The organism is Actinoallomurus vinaceus (assembly GCF_039542055.1).
Lineage (GTDB): Bacteria > Actinomycetota > Actinomycetes > Streptosporangiales > Streptosporangiaceae > Actinoallomurus > Actinoallomurus vinaceus.
In genome coordinates, this window is the sequence record NZ_BAABHK010000011.1 from 112,482 (window position 1) to 131,358 (window position 18,877).

The window sequence follows — 18,877 nt, forward strand, 5'->3', positions numbered from 1 at the left end:
TGGCAAGCCCTCGATTCGCCGGACCGGGGTACGCGAGGCGATCTTCGAGGGCGGAACCGTGAACCCGCACAAGAGATCGACTTCGGAAATGCGGCATTGGTCGCGGTGGTCGGGCGTCACTCCGGCGACGGGAAAAAGATCACGCAGTGTGATCTACCTCTGTATCAATCAAGCGTGCCCGAGCGCAGAACGATCTCGCCTGCTTCCGCTACGCTGCAGCCACTTACGGCAGGCGTTCTCGACGCACCCCCCGCGTAGCAAACGCCCGAATACTCCCGTTATGGGCGGTCGGCCAATGATCACGAATTGGTCGCCACTTCGACGGAACACCGAGTGATCGGGCGACATTATGTTGAACCTGCATACACTGGGGGGCGCCGGGTTTACCGTCCGCTGACGAGTGCCTGGCTTCGACTTGGCCTTCGAGACCTCCCGGGAAAACGGGACCGGCTCTACCCCCCCGGAGCCGGACCGTCCGGCGACCCCCGCTCTCCCCCCCGGCGGGGGTCGTCTCGTATCCCCAGCCGTTTTGTCTCCTGGCGGCACCGCCGACGACGGAGTTATCCACAGGTTGGGGAAGGCTTCTTTCGGCGTCGACGACGGTGGGCGCATCGTTGACCTCGCGAAAGCGAGGAGATGCCATGTCCGCCATCGTGCTGATCGCCTCTGCCGATTCCGTGCTCGTCGACGACCTGCTGCGCCTGGCCGCGGCGGCGGACGTCGAGACCCGGCTCGCCGCCGACCCGGCGGGCGCCCGGGCCGCCTGGCGCGATGCCGCGCTCGTCGTGGTCGGCGCCGACTTAGCCGGGGACCTCGCCCGGTCATCGCCCGAGCGGCGGCCGGGCGTGATCCTCGCCATGGACGAGACCGGCGGCGACGACGTCTACCGGTTCGCCGTGGAGATCGGGGCGCAGCAGGTGGTGGCCCTGCCCGAGGCCGAGACCTGGCTGGTCGACCAGATGGCGGCGGCCGCCGAGCCGGCCGGCGGGCGGGCTGCGCTGGTCGGCGTCCTGGGCGGGCGCGGCGGGGCGGGCGCGAGCGTGCTGGCCGCGGCACTGGCCGGCGTCGCCGCGCGGTGCCGCCTTCGCACGCTGCTCCTCGACGGGGATCCGCTCGGCGGCGGCATCGACCTGGTCCTGGGCGCGGAGGGGACGCCCGGGGCCAGGTGGTCCGACTACGCCGACCGGCAGGGGCGGTTGAGCACGGCCGCGCTCCACGACTCCCTGCCGGCGCGTGACGGGCTGGCGGTGCTCTCGTGGCATCGCGGGGCGGCCGAGCCGGTCTCGGCCGAGACGATGCGGTCGGTGCTCGACGCGGCGGTCCGCGGCTACGACCTGGTGGTCGCGGACCTGCCGCGGCAGGTCACCGACGCGAGCGCGGAGGTCCTGGCCTCCGCCGACACCACGCTGCTCGTCGTCCCCGCGGAGGTGCGCGCCACCGTCGCGGCCGACCGGGTCGCGGGGCTGGTCCGCGCCTACTCACGCGACCTCCGGGTCGTCGTCCGCGGTCCCGCACCCGGTGGTCTGAAGCCCGCCGTCATCGCCGAGTCGCTGCGCCTGCCTCTGGCCGGCGTCGTGTCCACGGACAGGCGACTGGCGAGCGCGATCGAGCGGGGCGACCGCCCAGGGAGGGGCGGTGCGCTTGATGGGTTCTGCCGCCGGTTCCTCACCGACCTGGCGCACGACCGGCCGCTGCGCGGAGAGATCCGCTGATGGGCGCCGCCGGTCCCGGGGCGGTGCCTCGGCGCTTTGCCCGCCTGCGGCCCACCCGCCGGGACGCGGGCGGTAGTTGCCGGCGATGCCCGGCCCCGACCGCGTCTCCTCGGCCGCTCCCGATGTCCCGGAGCGGACCGGACCCCGGCCGGGCACCGCACCTTGGGGCCGCCCGGCTCAAAGGGTGTCCGGCGGATCTCGTTCGTAGCGAGCGGCGGTCCAGAGCGTGCCTCGCAAGCGTTCAGGCGGAAGGAGTGCTCACCTGCCGACGGCCACCAGGCACCGAGCCCGCCGGACAGCAGCTCGGCAAACACTTGCGGAGAAGGGAGGCGGCCCGGCGTCGGCCGGCGACTCCTCCCGGGGTCCCCGCGGAGACGCGGAGGCCGGCGGGGCCGTCTCTGCGCGTTTTCGTGGGATGGGCCGGCAACGCGGCGAGGCGCGCTCTGGGCGCCACGCGGCCGGACAGAGATCCACCGGGCACCTCTGGGGCGGCCCGCACAGCGATCACGAAAGGGAGGGCGTCATGAGCGATCTGACCGAGGCGGTCCGCGGGCGGCTCGTCGGGACGGGCGCGGCCCCGACCGCCGCGCACGTGGCGGCCGCACTGAGAGCGGAGGAGCGGGTGCTCGGCGACACGGAGGTGCTGTCCCTCGCGGACGAGGTCCGGGCCGACCTGGTGGGCGCGGGCCCTCTCGAGCCTCTGCTCCGCGCCCCCGAGGTGACCGACGTCCTGGTCAACGGCCCAGGCGAGGTCTGGGTCGACACCGGCGCGGGTCTGCGCCTTACCCGCGTGCGATTCCCCGACGACGTCGCGGTGCGCCGACTGGCCCAGCGGCTCGCCGCCGCGGCCGGCCGACGGCTCGACGACACCGCCCCGTACGCCGACGCCCGGCTGCCCGGCGGGGTCCGGCTGCACGCCGTGCTGCCGCCGATCGCCTCAGGGGGCACCACACTGTCGCTGCGCCTGCCGCGGCACCGGGCCTTCACGCTCACCGAGCTCATCTCCGCCGGGGCCGTCCCGCCGGAAGGCGCCCACCTGCTGGACGCCCTGGTCGCCGCCCGACTGGCCTTCCTCATCACCGGCGGTACGGGCACGGGGAAGACGACCGTCCTGTCGGCACTGCTCTCGCTGGCCGACCCGGGCGAGCGCCTGGTCCTGGTGGAGGACTCCGCCGAGCTGCGGCCCGCGCACCCGCACGTCGTGGGTCTGGAGACCCGCCCGCCGAACATCGAGGGAGCCGGCGGTGTCACCCTCCACGACCTCGTCCGCCAGGCCCTGCGGATGCGACCAGACCGCCTCGTGGTGGGCGAGGTCCGCGGCGCGGAGGTCGTCGACCTGCTGGCCGCCCTCAACACCGGGCACGAGGGCGGCTGCGCCACCCTGCACGCCAACGCCCCAGCCGACGTACCCGCCCGGCTCGAGGCCCTCGCGTGCGCGGCCGGGCTGAGCCGCGAGGCCGTGCACAGCCAGCTCGCCGCGGCCCTCGACGTCGTCGTGCACCTCGTCCGCGAGGCGCCGGGCGGGCGACGCCGGGTGGCCGAGATCTGTGTATTCCAACGGCGGTCGGACGGCCTCGTGGAGGTGGTCCCGGCCGTCTCCTACGGCGCCGACGGCGCGATCCACGAGGGCCCGGGCGCCCCGGCCCTGGCCGCCCGGCTCGGCGGGCCACCGCCGTGATCGCCTTCCTGGCCGTGGCGTGCGTGTCCGCCGGCGTTTGGGTCCTGTCGCTGCCCTCGCCGGCCGCGTTCCGGCTGACCTCGGTCATGCCGGCGCGGTCCGGGGCGGCGTCCGAGCGGGTCTCCGGTCCCCGCATGATCGACCGGATGCATCGCCTGCGCGACGTGCTCACCGGCGGGCGACGCGACCTCGCGGCACGGCGGGCCGCGGTCGTCGAGCTGTGCGACGGGATCTCGGCCGAGCTCGCGGCCGGACGCCCACCCGGTGCCGCGCTGTCCGGTGCCGCCGAGGGCCTGTCCCTTCCCCGGTTCGGACTCGTCGTGGAAGCCGCCCGGTCGGGCGACGACGTCGCGACGTGCCTCGAACGAGCGGCCGCGACCCCTGGCTGCGAGGGGCTCCGCCTGCTCGCCGGCTGCTGGCGCATCGGGGTCGACCGCGGCGGCATGCTCGCCCGCGTCATCGACGGTCTCGCCGCGGCGCTCCGCGACGAGCAGGAGCACCGTGAGGAGGTCGCCCTCCAACTCGCCGGCCCGCGTGCGACGGCGCGGCTGCTCGCCGGGCTGCCCCTCCTCGGCCTGCTCATGGCCGTCGCCCTGGGCGCCCGGCCGTTCGCCTTCCTGTCCGGCACGGTGCCCGGAGCACTGTGTCTGGGATTCGGCGTCGGTCTGGACGTCCTCGGCCTCTGGTGGACCAGGCGCCTGGCCGCCGCCGCCGAGGAGATCCGGTGACGCGACAGCGCCCGGCCGACGCCGACGGCATGCGGTTCTGCCCGGCCCGAGCACACGACGCCGTGGTTGCTTCTGGGGGCGGCGGGTCTTTGGTGGGGCTTCGGTGGTGGTCTTCGGATGCGCGCCGTGGCCGCTTCTGGGGGCGGCGGGTCTCCGGAGGGGCTCCGGTGGTGGTCCTCGGACGCGCGCCGTGGCCGCTCCTGCGGGCGACGGGTCTTCCGCAGGACCCCGACGACCACCGTCGAACATGCCGCCTGCCGACCCCGGCGGAAGCCGAAGCGGAGCGCATCCGACTGTGCGGAGGGATCATCGATGTTCCTCGAGCTGACCGTGATCGGCTGTGCCGGCCTCGCGGGGTTCATCGCCGTCTCGGGCGACTCGGCGGGTGGGCGGCTCGGCAGGCTGTTCGCCGATAGGCGTCGGCCTGCCGATACAGAGGCCGCAGCGGCGTGGACGGAGAGCCGCTCACGGCAGCTTGTGAGCCCTGCGGGAGCGGCCGTGAGCCGTTCTCGTGGACAGACCACACGTCGTTCTCATCGATCGCTCTGGGGCCGTTCTGGAACGGTCGCGGGCCGCACGGGGAGCCCGGACGACGGCTCGGCGGCCGTCGACGGCCGCCGGAGGTCGGCCGAGGGCCGCCCGGACCCGGGCGAAGAGCGGAGGAATGATCGCCTCAAGCCCGGAGTGAGTGTGTTGGCCGGCATCACCTGCGCGCTGCTGCTGGGAGGTCCGGTGGGCTGGGTGGCGGGCGTCCTGGTCGCGGTGGGGCTCATGCGCTTCCTCGGGCGGCTGGAGCCGAAGGCGGCTCGCGAACGCCGAGGCCGCGTCGTCGCCGAGCTGCCCATCGCGATCGATCTACTGGCGGCGTGCCTTCGGGGCGGCGGCGCCTGGCACGAGTCGGTCGAGGCCGTGGCCGGTGCCGTCGGCGGACCGCTCGGCGCCGAACTGGCCCGCGTGGCGGCCCGTATCCGGCTCGGCGCGGACCCTGCCGTGGAGTGGCTCACGCTCGCCCAGGACCCTGTCCTGGCGCCGCTGGGCCGCGCGGCGGCCCGTGCCGCGTCCGGGGGCGCACCCCTTGCCGCCACTCTCGCCCGTCTGGCGCGCGACCAGCGGCGCGTCGCGCGGGTGGCCGCCGCGAAGCGTGCGAGGGCCGCGGGGGTCCGAGCCGTCGCCCCGCTCGGCCTGTGCTTCTTGCCGGCATTCATCCTGCTGGGCATCGTCCCGGCCGTCGCCGGCATCGCGGCCACGTTGCTCCTGCCCTGAGCACTCCGCTCGCCTGCCGGCCTCGCGTCCAGAACCCGGTACGGGGACCCGCAGCGGTGATCTGGGCCTTCGCGATGCTTCGGGGCGGCCGGTCAGGGGTTGCCGAAGGTGATGATGCCGCCCGCTGATTCCTGCACCCGGCCTCCCCGAAGGCCTGTCCTTCGGCCGGGTCACGGCCAGGGCAGGCTTGCGAACACCCATCGGTTGGCGGCCAGTGCGTCGTGCCGTTCGGGCTCGGGGTGGGGGCCGCGCCCGTGGCGGCGGGTGAATTCGAACGCGGTGTGGACCGATGTGGACCAGCCCTGGGCGGCCAGGTCCGCGGCGGAGTCGGGCCTCGGCTCCTCTCCGAACAGGACGAGAAGATCGATGCCGATCCGTCGCCTGGCAGCCGAGTAGATCGGGCTTGCGCGGACGGCCGCAGACTCCGTACCGATCTTGACCTCGTAGGCCAGAGCGCTCCCCGCCGCGCTCAGCCTGTCCACTGCCTCGATGAGGGCGCGTTCGGCTGCATGGGGAAGGTAGAGCAACAGCCCCTCGGCGAGCCAGGCGGTCGGTGCCGCCGGGTCGAAGCCCGCGTCGGTCAGCTCCCGAGCCCATTCGAGGCGTAGATCGCCCCCGATCGTGATGCGCTCGGCCTTCGGCACGGCACGCAGCTCGTCGAGCACGCGGTTCTTGAACGCGAGGACGTCCTCCTGGTCGATTTCAAAGATCGTGCAGCCGGGCGGCCAGCCGAGCCGGTACGCCCGCGTGTCCAGGCCGGCCCCGAGGAGGACGACCTGCCGGGTCCCCGCGCGCACCTGCCGTAGAAGGAAGTCGTCGAGGACCCTCGTCCGCAGGCCGAAGTAGCGCGCGAACCGGCCCCAGAACGGATCGGCGTCGCCGTCTGGAACCTGCTGCAGGCGCACCGGCCAGGCCGCGGACGCCCGTGCCGCTCGAACGAAATGCTCGGCGTAGACGTCCCGCGCCAGGGCGTCGTGGCGGTGGGTCTCGATCGCCCGCGCTGCGGCGACCATGAGGGCGGTCCGTCCGACACCTTCTTCCACGCCGGTGTTACCGGCCATGGGCTCTCCTCTCCGGGCCCCACGCACGGTCGGCGAGTTCATCCTCGAACCGTCAGGCGCAGGTGAGACGGGGAACATGCGTCGAGCCGATGGCCGGCATCGACACCGGTCGCCGGGGTGTCAGACCAGCGTGTCGCTGACGGCGTGGCTGCCTTTGGCGAGGAAGAAGTCCTCGATGGCGGTCCGCCACTCGCTCCTGGAGATCAGGCCGGTGCCTTGTGGGTCGAGCGCCTGGGAGAGCCGTTCGATGTTCTCCACGGGGAAGCCCACAGCCCCCAGACCCCGCACGAGGTCGGCGTGCTGGACGAAGCCGTCGTCATCGCGATCGCATATCGCGGTCAGCGCCTCCGCGTAGGGCCGGACGTTCTCCTCGTACCCGTTAGGTTCGTGGAACCGGGCGTACTCCTCAGAGCTCAGCCTCCCGTCGTTGTTCCGGTCGAGGCTGTCGACCAGTCCCTGCCAGTAGAGCCGGCAGCTCGTGTGGAGCGCTTGGGCCTTGGGCGAGCTCTCCGCCACGTTCAGAGCCTGGATGATCCGGTGCCCGAGCCCGTCGAAGTCCTCCGCTTCCAGGTAGCCGTTGGAGTTCGTGTCGAGAGCGTCGAACGCGGCCTTGATTCGATCCAGACGTGCATCCATCGGGGGAACCTCCAGCAAGGAGTCGATGCAGACAGTAGTAGTATAACTACATAAAGTGATCAATCAAGAGTCACTCGCATCACGGGCACGGAGACCCGGCAGGGTCATGTCATTCGGCGGGGATGTGGCCGTTCCGTCGTTGCTCAAGCCCCGTATCCGCCGGTTGCCGCCGGCGCCAGTTTTCCACAGAACCGTGTTCGGGAGTGGTCGGACTCTGGGCGTCCCGCGAGGCTGATGACGGGCGCTCTCGCGTCCGTCGTCCGGATAGGAGGATCACATGCGCATCGTCTCCGCGCTGAGGTGCCGTCGGCGTCGCTACGGGAGCGACGACGGCATGTCCACCGCCGAATACGCCGTCGGCACGGTGGCGGCCGCCGCGTTCGCCGGCCTGTTGTTCAAGATCGTGACCAGCCCCGAAGTCCGGCAAATGCTCTTAACGATCATCCATCGCGCGCTCAACCTCGTCGGTTGAACGGCTGCAATGCGGGCGATGATCAGCGGGGGCGGGTCTCAGCCGTGGCTTCGGGTCCCATGCTCATCGGACTGGGGGCGGTGACCGGATCCGAGAGCGCCGCGATGGGGTGCGGGCGTGTCGGCGAGTCCGGGCAGGCCGTACGGGATGTCGCACGGATCGATGCGCCGACGGGTGCCCGGATTCCGGCCGCGGCGGTCGCCGGAGGCTCTGGCGGTCAATGCGGGACACCGATACGACGCCGAGCGGGCACGGCGGATGCGGGCCACACGGCCCGCACCGCACCGCCCGGTGGCCCGGTACGGCGACGCGGAGTCCTCAAGTCCGGTGATCGAGGGTCGGTGACCGTCGAGACGGCGGTTGCCTTCCCGGCGCTCGTCCTCATCCTCGCGATCGCGATGTGGGGGGTCAGCGCCGCGGCCGCCCAGGTCGCATGCGTGGACGCCGCGAGAGCCGGTGCCCGCGCCGCCGCCCGAGGCGAGCCCCTGGCCGAGGTCAGGGCAGCCGCTCGGCGTGCGGCCCCTCCAGGCGCGAGCGTCTGGATCGACCGAGACCCTCGGACCACCCGTGTGGTCGTACGAGCCGTGGTGAGCCCTCCGGTGCGGAGCCTCTTTCCATCCCTGAGGTTGCGAGCGCAGGCCGCCGCCGCCACCGAGCCGGAAGGAGGCACCCAGACGCCGGCCACCCGCGGCTGAAGTGTCGAAGATCCGGCGGAAACGCTGGTAGGGCGGGAGTCCCGAGGGTGGGGGTGCCGGGGTGGAGGTGCCGAGGGCGGAGGTGCTTAGGGCGGAGGTGCTGAGGGGCAGGTGCTGAGGGGCAGGTGCTGAGGGGGAGGTGCTGAGCAGGGAGGAGTTTGAGGGGGAGGTTCTGGGCGGATGGGAGTCTGTAGAGGGATGGGAGGTCGGAGCAGAGGCGCTGCGGGAAACGGCGTCGGTATCGGCGCGCTGACGCGCAGGACGATCGAGAGCGCACGCTGGTCCAGGAAGAGGGACTCCGGCGACCGAGGTTCGGGCACCGTGTGGACGGTCGCGCTGATCGGAGCCGTCTGGGCGGTGGCCGCCATGGCGATGGTCGTGGGTGGGGCACGCGCCGCCCGGCATCGTGCGTACGCCGCAGCCGATCTCGCGGCACTCGCAGCAGCCGCACACGCGGCCGAGGGATCCGAGCGTGCCTGCCTGCTCGCGGCACGAGTGGCGCGCGACTCTCAGGCGCGGCTCCACGAGTGCGGGGTTCACGGCTCGGTTGCGGACGTCATCGTCACTTCCCAGGTCCGGTCGCTGCCGCGATTGGGTCGGCTGACCGTCACCGCCCGAGCCCGCGCCGGCCCGGTGGACGGCGGCGGCGTGCCGGAACCTGATTCACCGGGGAAGGGCGTGACCGGAGGCGACTTGGCTCGTTGAATCCGTAGATGGGATGCGTACCTCTGCCCCACGCATAGTGGGGCATTGGTATGGATCTGTGACTCTATTGGAGATAGTGTCCGATAAGCTGCTGCGAACAATTACCACCATCGGCTTCAGAAACCCCTAGAGTCACTCGGAACGGCCGTGACGTTCTTCTCACCCGGTCGTTTCGATCAAGGGATCGGCGTCGTCGCCGGTGTTCCGAGCCGGTGCGACGGAAGAGTTGTCGAGGAAGGGACGGCGTCGTGAGGAAGGTCGCCAAGGCCGCCGCAGTCGCCCTGATGACTCCACTGACCGTAGCCGTCATCGCCGTCGGTGAGAGCGGCCCCGCGAACGCCGAGGACTCGTGCTGGTACGGCCTGGCGAGTGCTTCGATCACTCCTCCCTCCGGGTCGATCACCGCCGGATCGAGCGTCCACGTCAGTGCGAAGGTCAGCGGCATGCTCGCCGGCGCCCACCTCCAGATCTCCGGGCCCGGTCTCGACCGGCAGATAGGACCGACCGTCCACGACGGCACTATCTCGGGAGACGTGGCTGTTCAGGAGGACGGATACTTCGTACTGAAGGTGATCGGCAACCTCACCACCTGCACGTACGACACGAGCGGGTTCTCGGTGAACGCCCGTTCGACCTCGCCGAAGCCCAAGCCGACGCACCACAAGACGACGCCGAGCAAGACGCCGAAGTCCGGCGGTTACCCGACGGTTCCAGGATCGGGCCCGACCCTGCCCAGCGGCACCGGGACCGGCACCGGCGGTGTCCCGACGCAGCCGCTGGGCAACAACTCGCCGTTCAGTCTGCCGTCGTTGGGCCCGGGCGGCTCGGGGGTCGGATTCCAGTACCCCACGCCGGATCCGCAGATCGCCGCTCCGAACACCAAGCAGGTGCGGGCGGACAATGTCTCCGCGACCACTCCGATCAAGTGGGGTCAGAGCGTCGCGGCCGCGTTGGTGCTCCTGCTGCTGTCCGCGCACTTCGGCATGTGGTCCCGCCGTCAGCGACTGGCGGCGGAGGCACGCGCCGCCCAGACCGGCCCCGGCGGTCGCACCGGTCGTGCCGGTGGGAAGTCGTCCCGTGGAGGGACGCCGACCGTCCGGCGGCGGCGAAGGGCACCGGTGACCGAGCTCGCCACTACGGGCGCTGGGACGGCCGAAGCGGCCGATGACGCCCGGGACGCGGGGACAGGCGATTCCAAAACCGCTGCTTCGGTTGTGGAAGCCGCCGCCGGCCCGCGCCAGAAGGCCGATGGCGCGGCGGTAGCAGAGGATCGGGCCGGCGACCACCAGAAGGCCGGGGAGGCCCGGGAGGAATCTTCCGCAGACGTCGGCCACCGGGAGGCTGCCCCTGCCCGCCGCGGCTACCGCGGGCGGCGGCGCCGGAGCTGACCTCCGACGGACGACCTCGTCCGTCGCTGCGCGCGAGGCGTGTGCCCGGCAGCGATGCTTGTGCCCCGCGACACCTGTGCCCTGCACGATGCTGGTGCCCAGCGCAATTCCTGTGCTTTGGGCGATGCCTGTGACATGGCGCGATTCCGCGCCTTGCCTGGCCGCGGCGGGCGCGGGGCCGGCTTTCATGAGGGACGGTTGGCGGGCTCCAGGGCTGGGGGGTGCCAGGAGAGTGCGGGAGCGAGCGCCCTCAGGAGGGAGGAGGACGGGCTCAGGCGCAGGGCTCGGTCCCGCAGGCCGGCGGCGGGCTGCCAACTCCATTGCGCGACCATTCCGATCAGACGGGACCGGCGGGCGATCATCTGCGTGCGGGCGCGGCGCTGGCGGTCGTAGACGGCGAGAGCGGATTCCACGTCCGGGTGTGCGGCGAGCATCGCGGCCAGCGTGACGGCGTCCTCCAGAGCCTGGTTGGCGCCCTGCCCCAGGGTCGGGGTCATGGCGTGCGCGGCGTCGCCGAGCAGTGCGGTGCGGCCATGGACGAAGGTGCGCAACGGCGGCAGTTCGTAGATGTCATGACGCATCACCGTGTCCTCGGAGGCGGCGGCGAGGAGTTCGGGGATCGGCGCGTGCCAGTCGTTGAAACGCCGCCGGATCTCCGCCAGCTCGCCGTCGGGGCTGCGCTGCCCTTCGGGAGCGCTCGCGGCGCCGAAGAAGTAGGTGCTGCCGTCGGCGAGCGGCACGATCCCCGCTCGCTGGCCGCGTCCCCAGGTCTCGCCGACCGCCGACGGATGACCTCCCGTATCGACGATCAGGCGCCAGGCCGTGTATCCCGCGTAGCGGGGTGCGCGATGGTCAGGCCAGAGCGAACGCCGGACGACGCTCCGGATCCCGTCGGCGCCCACCAGCAGGTCGGCTTGGGACACCCCTGCCGTGTGCCGGACCTCGACCCCGGGGCCTGCGGCTTCGACGCCGGTGACCTCGGCGTTCATGTGCAGCGCGGCCGTGGGTACGGCCTGGCGTAGGACCTCGGTCAGATCGGCGCGGTGTACGGCGACGACCGGACCGTATCGGCGTCCCAGTTCTCGTACGTCGGTTCGGGCCAGCCAGCGGCCGGAAACGTTTCGGATGCCGCCTTCGGTCTCCGTCATGGCCCGCCTGCGAACGTTCTCGCCCAGACCCAGCGCGTCCAGGGCGCGTACCCCATTGGGCCACAGGGACAGGCCGGCGCCGACCTCTTCGAAGGCAGGGGCGCGCTCGAGGACCTCCACCTGCCATCCGCATCGGATCAGCGCGACGGCGGCCGCCAGCCCGCCGATTCCACCACCGACCACGATCGCGTTGCGCCCGTTCGTTCCGTTGGCGTGCGCTCTGGCGTCCATCCCGCCGTTCTACACCTGTAGCGGGGGCGGTCAGTCGGTGCGGTCGAAGAACGTGGAGACCGGGTCGCGATTGGGCCTCTGGCCGCCGGCGACAGGGATGTCGTCGGCCGTCCTCGCGGTGCCGCCGGTGGCGCTGCGGGCGCGGGCCAGGTCGCGCTGCAGCTGCTGCTTCTCCATCTCCAGCGTGGTGATCGACTCGCGGTGCTCGTCCCGCAGGTCGCGGAGCTCGCGGCGTGCTCGCAGGGCGCGGCCCATCGTCAGGAAGGCCAGTGCCAGGCCGAGCAGGAACACGAACGCCACGAGTACACCCGCGGCGAAGACCTGTCCTTCGGTCTGCACGCCTGGCACGTGCTGCCCGAAGACGTCGATCGAGGCGGATGATGAGTTCCCGGCGATGACGCCGATGCCAACGGCCACCGCCGCGGCAGCCAGCACGATTCCCAGGATGACCATCGATACGTCTCCTCTCCCATGACCCTGGAACGCGAGCCACGACCCGCGGCGGCATGTCGTGCCACCGGCGATTTGTCGGATGGGCCAAGTTAGCGGGAAGTCGCCGCCTTCAACAGGGGCCACCCCTGCCACAGCGGTCACGGACCAGCCGACCGGACGGCGCGTCAGCGAGCCGGAGAGATGCGACGCCGTCCGGCTCGCCGCAGCGCGGGCAGGGCGGCCGTGGGCGGTCTCGCCGCCCCGCCCGCGGCCGGCTCGGTGATCTGCGGCGCCCTGACCCCCGAAGCCCCCGACCCCGAGGGCTTGCGACCCCCGAGGGGCCCCGACCTCCGAGGGCTCATGAGCCCCGAACAGGTCGCCGCCAACCCCGCCGGTGGCCCGCCCGCGGAGCACCGTGGGCCGGGTCGCGTGATCAGCGAGAGGGTGCCTGCTTCAGCAGGGCGTCGAGCAGGTCGAGCGCGCCCTGCTTGTCCAGGGGATCGTTGCCGTTGCCGCACTTGGGCGACTGGATGCAGGAGGGGCAGCCGTGTTCGCACTCGCAGTCGCCGATGGCCTCGCGAGTCGAGCGCAGCCAGCGTCCGGCCTGTTCGTAGCCGCGTTCGGCGAAGCCCGCGCCGCCGTCGTGGCCGTCGTACACGAAGACCGTCATCCGGCCGGTGTCCGGGTGGAGGGCCGTCGAGACCCCGCCGATGTCCCAGCGGTCGCAGGTCGCGAACAGCGGCAGCAGGCCGATCGAGGCGTGCTCGGCGGCGTGTGCCGAGCCGCCGACGTCGGCGTCGCCCAGGACCCGCAGCGCCTCGTCGGGCAGCGTCCACCAGACCGCGCGGGTGCGCAGCGTACGGGGTGGCAGGTCGAGCGGGCGTTCGCCGAGGACCTCACCGCTCGCGAGGCGGCGCATCTGGTAGGAGACGACCTGCTGGGTCACCTCCACGGTGCCGAAGCACAGGGTCGCCTCGCCCCAGGACGTCGACCGGAGGGTCTCCAGGATGGAGATGTCGGTGACGTCGCGGGCGGTGGTCGTGTAGTCGGGGTCGGCCGCCTCGACCAGCGCCACCGAGTCCTCCAGGTCGAGGGTCTGGACGACGTACGACTCGCCCTGGTGGAGGTAGACGGCGCCCTGGTGGACCGTGGTGTGCGCGGACGGCTCGTCGACGGTGCCGAGGAGGCGTCCGGTGGCGGCCTCGACGACCTGGACGGGCGGGCCGCCGGCGCCGCGGATGTCGGCGAGATCGGTGGCGCGTTCGCGCTTGGTCCAGTACCAGCCGGTGGGCCGGTGCCGCAGGAGCCCGCGGCGTACGAGGTCGGGCAGGAGGTCCTTGACCGACGGGCCGAACAGCGGCAGGTCCTTCTCGGTGAGCGGGAGTTCGGCGGCGGCGGCGCACAGGTGCGGGGCGAGGACGTACGGGTTGTCGGGGTCGAGGACGGTCGCCTCGACGGGCGTGCCGAAGATCGCCGACGGGTGGTGCACGAGGTAGGTGTCGAGGGGGTCGTCGCGGGCGATCAGGACGGCGAGGGCGTCCTGGCCCGAGCGGCCCGCGCGGCCGGCCTGCTGCCACAGCGACGCGCGCGTGCCGGGCCAGCCGCAGATGATCACCGAGTCGAGGCCGGAGACGTCGACGCCGAGTTCGAGGGCGTTCGTGGAGGCGAGCCCGACGAGCTCCCGGGACCGCAGGGCCTTCTCCAGCGCCCGTCGCTCCTCGGGCAGGTATCCGGCCCGGTACGCGGCGACACGGGCGGGCAGGTCCGGAGCGACCTCGGCGAGGGCCCGTTTGGCGCCGAGCGCGACCGCCTCCGCGCCGCGCCGCGAGCGTACGAAGGCCAGGGTCTGCACGTCCTCGATGACGAGGTCGGCGAGGAGGTCGGCGGCCTCGGCCGTGGCCGTGCGGCGTACGGGGGCGCCGTGCTCGCCGCGCAGCTCGGTCAGCGGCGGCTCCCACAGCGCGAACGACGTCGCGCCGCGCGGCGAGGCGTCCTCGGCCACCTCCGCGACATCGACCCCGGTCAGCCGGGACGCCGACACGCCCGGGTCCGAGGCGGTCGCCGACGCGAGGATGAACACCGGCTCGGAGCCGTACCGGGCGCAGACGCGCCGCAGCCGCCGGAGGATCTGGGCGACGTGGGAGCCGAACACCCCGCGGTAGCCGTGCGCCTCGTCGACGATGACGTAGCGGAGCCGCCGCAGGTACGGGGCCCAGCGCGCGTGGCCGGGCAGGACCGTGCGGTGCAGCATGTCGGGGTTGGTGAGGACGTAGTCGGCGAACTGGCGGACCCAGGTGCGCTCGTCGGCCGGAGTGTCGCCGTCGAACGTCGCGGCGCGCAGCTGGGCGAGCTTGAGGCCGCGCAGCGAGCGGAGCTGGTCGGCGGCCAGGGCCTTAGTCGGCGCGAGGTACAGCACGGAGCCGCCGCCGAACACGGCCTCCAGGGCGGGCATGAGGTAGGCCAGCGACTTGCCCGAGGCGGTGCCCGTGGCAATGATCACAGACCGGCCCGCGTGCGCGAGCTCGGCCGCCCGCGCCTGGTGCTCCCAGGGCCGCTCGACGCCGGCCAGGCGCAGGCGCTCGATCAGGAGAGGCGGCACCCAGGCGGGCCAGTCGGCGGTACGGCCCTCGCCTGCGGGAACGCTCTGCACGTGGGTGATACGGCCGTGGCGCCGCGGGTCGTCGCGCAGGCGGCGCAGGATCAGGGGAGCCCGCCCTCGCGGGCCCGTGGCCGGCGAGGTGCCGTCGTCGGAGGGGAGTGCGGAGTCCGCTTCTATGGCCTGCGTCACCCCTTCGGTCGAAAGCGGTTCGGCTTACGGAGGTTTCCAGTCTGGCATCCTGGGCACAACGCTTGCGCCGCCATGCGTGCTACCCCCTGCCCGCACGAGGGCGCCGGCACGCTGGGCGAGGTCGCCCTGTGTGGTGATTTCGTGTAGACACGATGGCGGAGCGTGGTTGAATCACGGCGGGGTTCCATGGCCCCGACTTCCATACGCGGCACGGCGCAGGAGGATCTGTGGACCTGAAGGTGAACGACTACACCACCGACGATGACCTCACCGTCATCAACGTGGAGGGAGAGATCGACGTCTACACCGCGCCGAAACTCCGCGAAAAGCTCATCGACCTGGTGAACAAGGGCAAGTACCACCTCCTCGTCGACATGGAGAAGGTCGAGTTCCTCGACTCCACCGGCCTGGGGGTCCTGGTCGGCGGGCTCAAGCGGGTACGGGCGCACGACGGCTCGCTGGAGCTCGTCTGCACGCAGGAGCGCATCCTGAAGATTTTCCGGATCACCGGCCTGACCAAGGTCTTCGGCATCTTCGACTCGGTCGACGACGCGCGAGAGCACCGCAAGAAGCAGAAGTAGGGCCGGGATGGCGCCCGAGACAGCCATGGTCGAGCTCACGTTCAGCCCCTTGCCGGCTCACGTCCGCACCGCCCGGTTGATCGCGACCGCCGTCGCCCGGCGGGGCGGGGTCGAAGAGACGCTCCTCGACGAGGTGCGATTGGCGGTCGGCGAGGCCTGCTCCCGTGCGGTGGAGGCCCATCGCCAGCAGTGCCCGGAGGAGCCCGTCCGGGTGGAGCTGCGCGACGGTGCGGATCGGTTCGAGGTCGTGGTGACCGACCGCGTGCCCGACGACGATCCGGCGGGCAGCGGCGTCCCGGGGACGCCGGTGGACCTCGTGGAGCTGAACGGCGATCTCAACCTGGGGTTCGCCGTCATCGCGGGTCTGGCCGACGACGTGGACATCGCGTCGACTCCCTCCGGTGTCGAGATCACGATGAGCTGGCCGGTCAAGAAGGACTGAGCCGGCCCGCCGGTCGGCGGCGACCGACCGGCCTGGAAGTCCCCGCCCCCGGGGTCGCGTGAGACGCGGCCCCGGGGGTCTCTGCTTTATACGGCCGCTACACTTTTCCCAGTTTTCGCAGTCCTAATCATGATCGCCCCTTATGGACTGCCTTTTGATCAAGAAGTGGATCGCCCTATAAGTCGCGATTGACCAGCGAAGATGCCCCTCGCTAGCGGCGTAGGATTAATTTCTGGTGCAGCGCGTGTCACATCTCGGTCGCATTACTGTTAAGCAACCGAGCAGGCTTCTAATTCCAGCTACGCCTGCGTAGACTCCCGGCACCATTGCCCCGCCCGACGCGTGGCGGTGGCCGGTCACCCCCCGGGGCGACCGGATCGAACGCGGCTGTCGAGGAGGATGCATGTCTGGGCTTACCCTGCCCGCCCAGGCCAGCGCAGAGGTGAATCTCGGCGGCAGCGACCTGAGTCTGGTGGTCGTTGTCGGTGTGATCGCCTTGTTGGCGCTGGCCGTCGCAGGTGTACTGGTCCGCGAGGTACTCGCGGCAGGCCAGGGCACCGAGAAGATGCAGGAGATCGCACGAGCGGTGCAAGAGGGCGCGTTGGCGTACCTCAAGCGCCAGTTCCGTACGGTGGGCATCTTCGTGGTCCTGATCCCATTCCTGTTGCTCCTGCTACCAGCGGAGTCGACCGGGGTGAAGATCGGCCGATCGGTATTCTTCGTCGTCGGCGCGCTGTTCTCCGGGATCACGGGATTCACCGGCATGTGGCTCGCGGTGCGCGGCAATGTCCGGGTCGCGGCGGCGGCGCGGGAGAGCGGCGAGAAGATCGCGATGCGGATCGCCTTCCGCACCGGTGGCGTCGCCGGAATGTTCACCGTCGGACTCGGCCTGTTCGGCGCCGCCGTCGTCGTGTTCGCCTACAAGGGTCATGCCCCGGGCGTGCTCGAGGGCTTCGGATTCGGCGCGGCCCTGCTGGCGATGTTCATGCGGGTCGGCGGCGGCATCTTCACGAAGGCCGCCGACGTCGGCGCGGACCTGGTCGGCAAGGTCGAGCAGGGCATCCCCGAGGACGACCCGCGCAACGCAGCCACGATCGCCGACAACGTGGGCGACAACGTCGGTGACTGCGCCGGCATGGCGGCCGACCTGTTCGAGTCGTACGCCGTCACGCTCGTCGCGGCCCTCATCCTCGGCCGGGTCGCGTTCGGCACCGAGGGCCTGGTCTTCCCGCTGATCGTGCCGATGATCGGCGTGGTCACCGCGGTGATCGGCATCTTCGCGGTCGCACCGCGGGCCAAGGACCGGTCGGGCATGAGCGCGATCAACCGGGGCTTCTTCATCTCCGCGATCGTCTCCGCGATCGCGGTGGCCGTGGCGACGTTCCTGTACCTGCCCGACTCGTTCGCCAAGCTGCACGGCGCCAACGCCTCAATCAGCGGCGACTCGAACCTCGCGGACGTCGACCCGCGCTGGGTCGCCCTCGGCGCCGTGCTGGTCGGCATCGTGCTGGCCAGCGCCATCCAGCTGCTCACCGGCTACTTCACCGAGACCAACCGCCGCCCGGTCAAGGACGTCACCGACAGCGCCCGTACGGGCCCGGCGACCGTCATCCTGTCCGGCATCTCGCTCGGCCTGGAGTCGGCCGTCTACACCGCGCTGGTGATCGGCGCGGCCGTGTACGGCGCGTTCCTCCTCGGCTTCAACAACACGACCGTCGCGCTGTTCGCGGTCGCGCTGGCCGGTACGGGTCTGCTGACGACGGTCGGCGTGATCGTGTCCATGGACACGTTCGGCCCGGTCTCCGACAACGCCCAGGGCATCGCGGAGATGTCCGGCGACGTCGAGGGCGAGGCCGCGAGCGTGCTGGAGAGCCTCGACGCGGTCGGCAACACCACCAAGGCGATCACCAAGGGCATCGCCATCGCCACGGCGGTACTCGCCGCGACCGCGCTGTTCGGCTCGTTCCGTACGACGGTCGTGGGCGAGCTCAGCGGGGCGAGCGACAGTGTGAAGAAGGCCCTCGGCCCGACGTTCCAGCAGTTCAACCTCGGCGTCGACAACCCGAACGTGCTGATCGGGTTGATCATCGGCGCCTCGGTGGTGTTCCTGTTCTCCGGGCTGGCGATCATGGCGGTCGGCCGCGCGGCCGGCCGGGTCGTGGTCGAGGTGCGCAACCAGTTCCGCACCAAGCCCGGGATCATGGACTTCACCGAGAAGCCCGACTACGACCGCGTGGTCAGCATCTGCACCGCCGACGCCCAGCGCGAGCTCGCCACGCCGGGCCTGCTGGCGATCATGACGCCGATCGCGGTCGGCTTCGCGCTCGGGTACGCGCCCCTCGGCGCGTACCTCGCGGGCGCGATCGCGGCGGGCGCGCTGATGGCGGTGTTCCTGTCCAACTCCGGCGGCGCTTGGGACAATGCCAAGAAGCTCGTCGAAGAGGGCAACCTCGGCGGCAAGGGCTCTCCGGCCCACGAGGCGACGATCATCGGGGACACGGTCGGCGACCCGTTCAAGGACACCGCCGGCCCGGCGATCAACCCGCTGATCAAGGTGATGAACCTTGTGTCGCTGCTGATCGCCCAGGCCGTCGTCACGTACGCCGCGAACACCGCGCTGCGCGTCACCGTTACCGTCGTCTCGGTCGCCGTCATCGTCGGCGCAATCGTCGTGTCGAAGCGGCGGGCCTCCTCCATCGGCGGGGAGACCGAGCCGGCCGTCGAGAGCGGCGACGCGAAGACGCCGGGCGGCGCCGACACCACCGACGAGGAGGAGGCGGCGGCCGCCAAGGCGTCGTGACCTGAGCCAACCCTGGAAAGAAGGGCAGAGGGGGCCGGACGGACCACCGTCCGGCCCTCTCCGCGTCTGCCGACCGCCGTACCCGCCGAGCCCTCTGGTCTCGATGGACAGGGCAGG

Annotated in this window: 16 protein-coding genes; 11 read left to right on the forward strand and 5 right to left on the reverse strand. The window is 71.7% G+C overall.

All coding sequences use genetic code 11. The features are described from left to right. Positions 1-641 precede the first annotated feature (641 nt). The 4 genes from ssd to ABEA24_RS33355 all read left to right on the forward strand — a co-directional run bounded on the left by ssd (position 642) and on the right by ABEA24_RS33355 (position 5,381). The gene (gene ssd / locus ABEA24_RS33340; protein WP_345435755.1) at positions 642-1,712 is read left to right on the forward strand and encodes a septum site-determining protein Ssd; all 1,071 of its coding nucleotides are present in this window, start codon (positions 642-644) and stop codon (positions 1,710-1,712) included. A 523-nt stretch (positions 1,713-2,235) separates the two neighbouring features. Further along, positions 2,236-3,390, forward strand: coding sequence for a TadA family conjugal transfer-associated ATPase (locus ABEA24_RS33345; protein ID WP_345435757.1), 1,155 nt, complete (start codon positions 2,236-2,238; stop codon positions 3,388-3,390). After that, on the forward strand, positions 3,387-4,118 hold the full coding sequence (locus tag ABEA24_RS33350) for a type II secretion system F family protein (protein WP_345435759.1): 732 nt from the start codon (positions 3,387-3,389) through the stop codon (positions 4,116-4,118). Before ABEA24_RS33345 ends, ABEA24_RS33350 begins: the two co-directional genes overlap by 4 nt. A gap of 690 nt (positions 4,119-4,808) precedes the next feature. Then, positions 4,809-5,381 (forward strand): type II secretion system F family protein, encoded by a 573-nt coding sequence (locus tag ABEA24_RS33355; RefSeq protein WP_345435761.1) that lies wholly within the window; start codon positions 4,809-4,811, stop codon positions 5,379-5,381. A 170-nt stretch (positions 5,382-5,551) separates the two neighbouring features. On the opposite strand, the gene ABEA24_RS33360 is transcribed toward ABEA24_RS33355, so the two are convergent. Further along, positions 5,552-6,442 carry a class I SAM-dependent methyltransferase gene (locus tag ABEA24_RS33360; RefSeq protein WP_345435763.1) on the reverse strand — a complete coding sequence of 297 codons (891 nt, stop codon included), beginning with the start codon at positions 6,440-6,442 and terminating at the stop codon, positions 5,552-5,554. Positions 6,443-6,562: 120 nt separating this feature from the next. Beyond that, complete coding sequence (locus ABEA24_RS33365; RefSeq protein WP_345435765.1) at positions 6,563-7,078, reverse strand: EF-hand domain-containing protein; 516 nt, start codon at positions 7,076-7,078, stop codon at positions 6,563-6,565. Positions 7,079-7,355: 277 nt separating this feature from the next. Here ABEA24_RS33365 and ABEA24_RS33370 point away from each other — a divergent pair, with 277 nt between their 5' ends. The 4 genes from ABEA24_RS33370 to ABEA24_RS33385 all read left to right on the forward strand — a co-directional run bounded on the left by ABEA24_RS33370 (position 7,356) and on the right by ABEA24_RS33385 (position 10,338). Next, complete coding sequence (locus tag ABEA24_RS33370; RefSeq protein WP_345435767.1) at positions 7,356-7,550, forward strand: DUF4244 domain-containing protein; 195 nt, start codon at positions 7,356-7,358, stop codon at positions 7,548-7,550. Between the two features lie 341 nt (positions 7,551-7,891). Further along, on the forward strand, positions 7,892-8,245 hold the full coding sequence (locus ABEA24_RS33375; RefSeq protein ID WP_345435769.1) for a TadE family type IV pilus minor pilin: 354 nt from the start codon (positions 7,892-7,894) through the stop codon (positions 8,243-8,245). A 264-nt stretch (positions 8,246-8,509) separates the two neighbouring features. Then, the gene (locus ABEA24_RS33380) at positions 8,510-8,950 is read left to right on the forward strand and encodes an Rv3654c family TadE-like protein (protein WP_345436214.1); all 441 of its coding nucleotides are present in this window, start codon (positions 8,510-8,512) and stop codon (positions 8,948-8,950) included. A 248-nt stretch (positions 8,951-9,198) separates the two neighbouring features. Beyond that, positions 9,199-10,338, forward strand: a complete 1,140-nt coding sequence (locus tag ABEA24_RS33385) for a hypothetical protein (RefSeq protein ID WP_345435771.1) — start codon at positions 9,199-9,201, stop codon at positions 10,336-10,338. A 185-nt stretch (positions 10,339-10,523) separates the two neighbouring features. On the opposite strand, the gene ABEA24_RS33390 is transcribed toward ABEA24_RS33385, so the two are convergent. The 3 genes from ABEA24_RS33390 to ABEA24_RS33400 form a co-directional block, all read right to left on the reverse strand. Further along, positions 10,524-11,717, reverse strand: coding sequence for an FAD-dependent monooxygenase (locus ABEA24_RS33390; protein WP_345435773.1), 1,194 nt, complete (start codon positions 11,715-11,717; stop codon positions 10,524-10,526). Positions 11,718-11,747: 30 nt separating this feature from the next. After that, entirely contained in the window at positions 11,748-12,170 is a 423-nt protein-coding gene (locus tag ABEA24_RS33395) for a hypothetical protein (protein ID WP_345435775.1), read from the reverse strand. Between the two features lie 412 nt (positions 12,171-12,582). Continuing rightward, entirely contained in the window at positions 12,583-14,853 is a 2,271-nt protein-coding gene (locus ABEA24_RS33400; protein ID WP_345436216.1) for a DEAD/DEAH box helicase, read from the reverse strand. Positions 14,854-15,164: 311 nt separating this feature from the next. On the opposite strand from ABEA24_RS33400, the gene ABEA24_RS33405 reads away from it, so the two are divergent. The 3 genes from ABEA24_RS33405 to ABEA24_RS33415 all read left to right on the forward strand — a co-directional run bounded on the left by ABEA24_RS33405 (position 15,165) and on the right by ABEA24_RS33415 (position 18,760). After that, positions 15,165-15,518 (forward strand): STAS domain-containing protein, encoded by a 354-nt coding sequence (locus ABEA24_RS33405; protein ID WP_252843406.1) that lies wholly within the window; start codon positions 15,165-15,167, stop codon positions 15,516-15,518. 7 nt (positions 15,519-15,525) lie between these two features. After that, a complete protein-coding gene (locus ABEA24_RS33410) occupies positions 15,526-15,960 on the forward strand; it encodes an ATP-binding protein (protein ID WP_345435777.1) in 435 nt (144 codons plus the stop codon). A gap of 403 nt (positions 15,961-16,363) precedes the next feature. Further along, a complete protein-coding gene (locus ABEA24_RS33415; RefSeq protein ID WP_345435779.1) occupies positions 16,364-18,760 on the forward strand; it encodes a sodium-translocating pyrophosphatase in 2,397 nt (798 codons plus the stop codon). Positions 18,761-18,877: the final 117 nt, after the last annotated feature.

Bases quoted from the DNA above. Each gene is read 5' to 3' on its own strand.
- ssd (WP_345435755.1), top strand. From the start codon at position 642: ATGTCCGCCATCGTGCTGATCGCCTCTGCCGATTCCGTGCTCGTCGAC.
- ABEA24_RS33345 (WP_345435757.1), top strand. From the start codon at position 2,236: ATGAGCGATCTGACCGAGGCGGTCCGCGGGCGGCTCGTCGGGACGGGC.
- ABEA24_RS33360 (WP_345435763.1), bottom strand. From the start codon at position 6,442: ATGGCCGGTAACACCGGCGTGGAAGAAGGTGTCGGACGGACCGCCCTC.
- ABEA24_RS33365 (WP_345435765.1), bottom strand. From the start codon at position 7,078: ATGGATGCACGTCTGGATCGAATCAAGGCCGCGTTCGACGCTCTCGAC.
- ABEA24_RS33370 (WP_345435767.1), top strand. From the start codon at position 7,356: ATGCGCATCGTCTCCGCGCTGAGGTGCCGTCGGCGTCGCTACGGGAGC.
- ABEA24_RS33390 (WP_345435773.1), bottom strand. From the start codon at position 11,717: ATGGACGCCAGAGCGCACGCCAACGGAACGAACGGGCGCAACGCGATC.
- ABEA24_RS33395 (WP_345435775.1), bottom strand. From the start codon at position 12,170: ATGGTCATCCTGGGAATCGTGCTGGCTGCCGCGGCGGTGGCCGTTGGC.
- ABEA24_RS33410 (WP_345435777.1), top strand. From the start codon at position 15,526: ATGGCGCCCGAGACAGCCATGGTCGAGCTCACGTTCAGCCCCTTGCCG.
- ABEA24_RS33415 (WP_345435779.1), top strand. From the start codon at position 16,364: ATGTCTGGGCTTACCCTGCCCGCCCAGGCCAGCGCAGAGGTGAATCTC.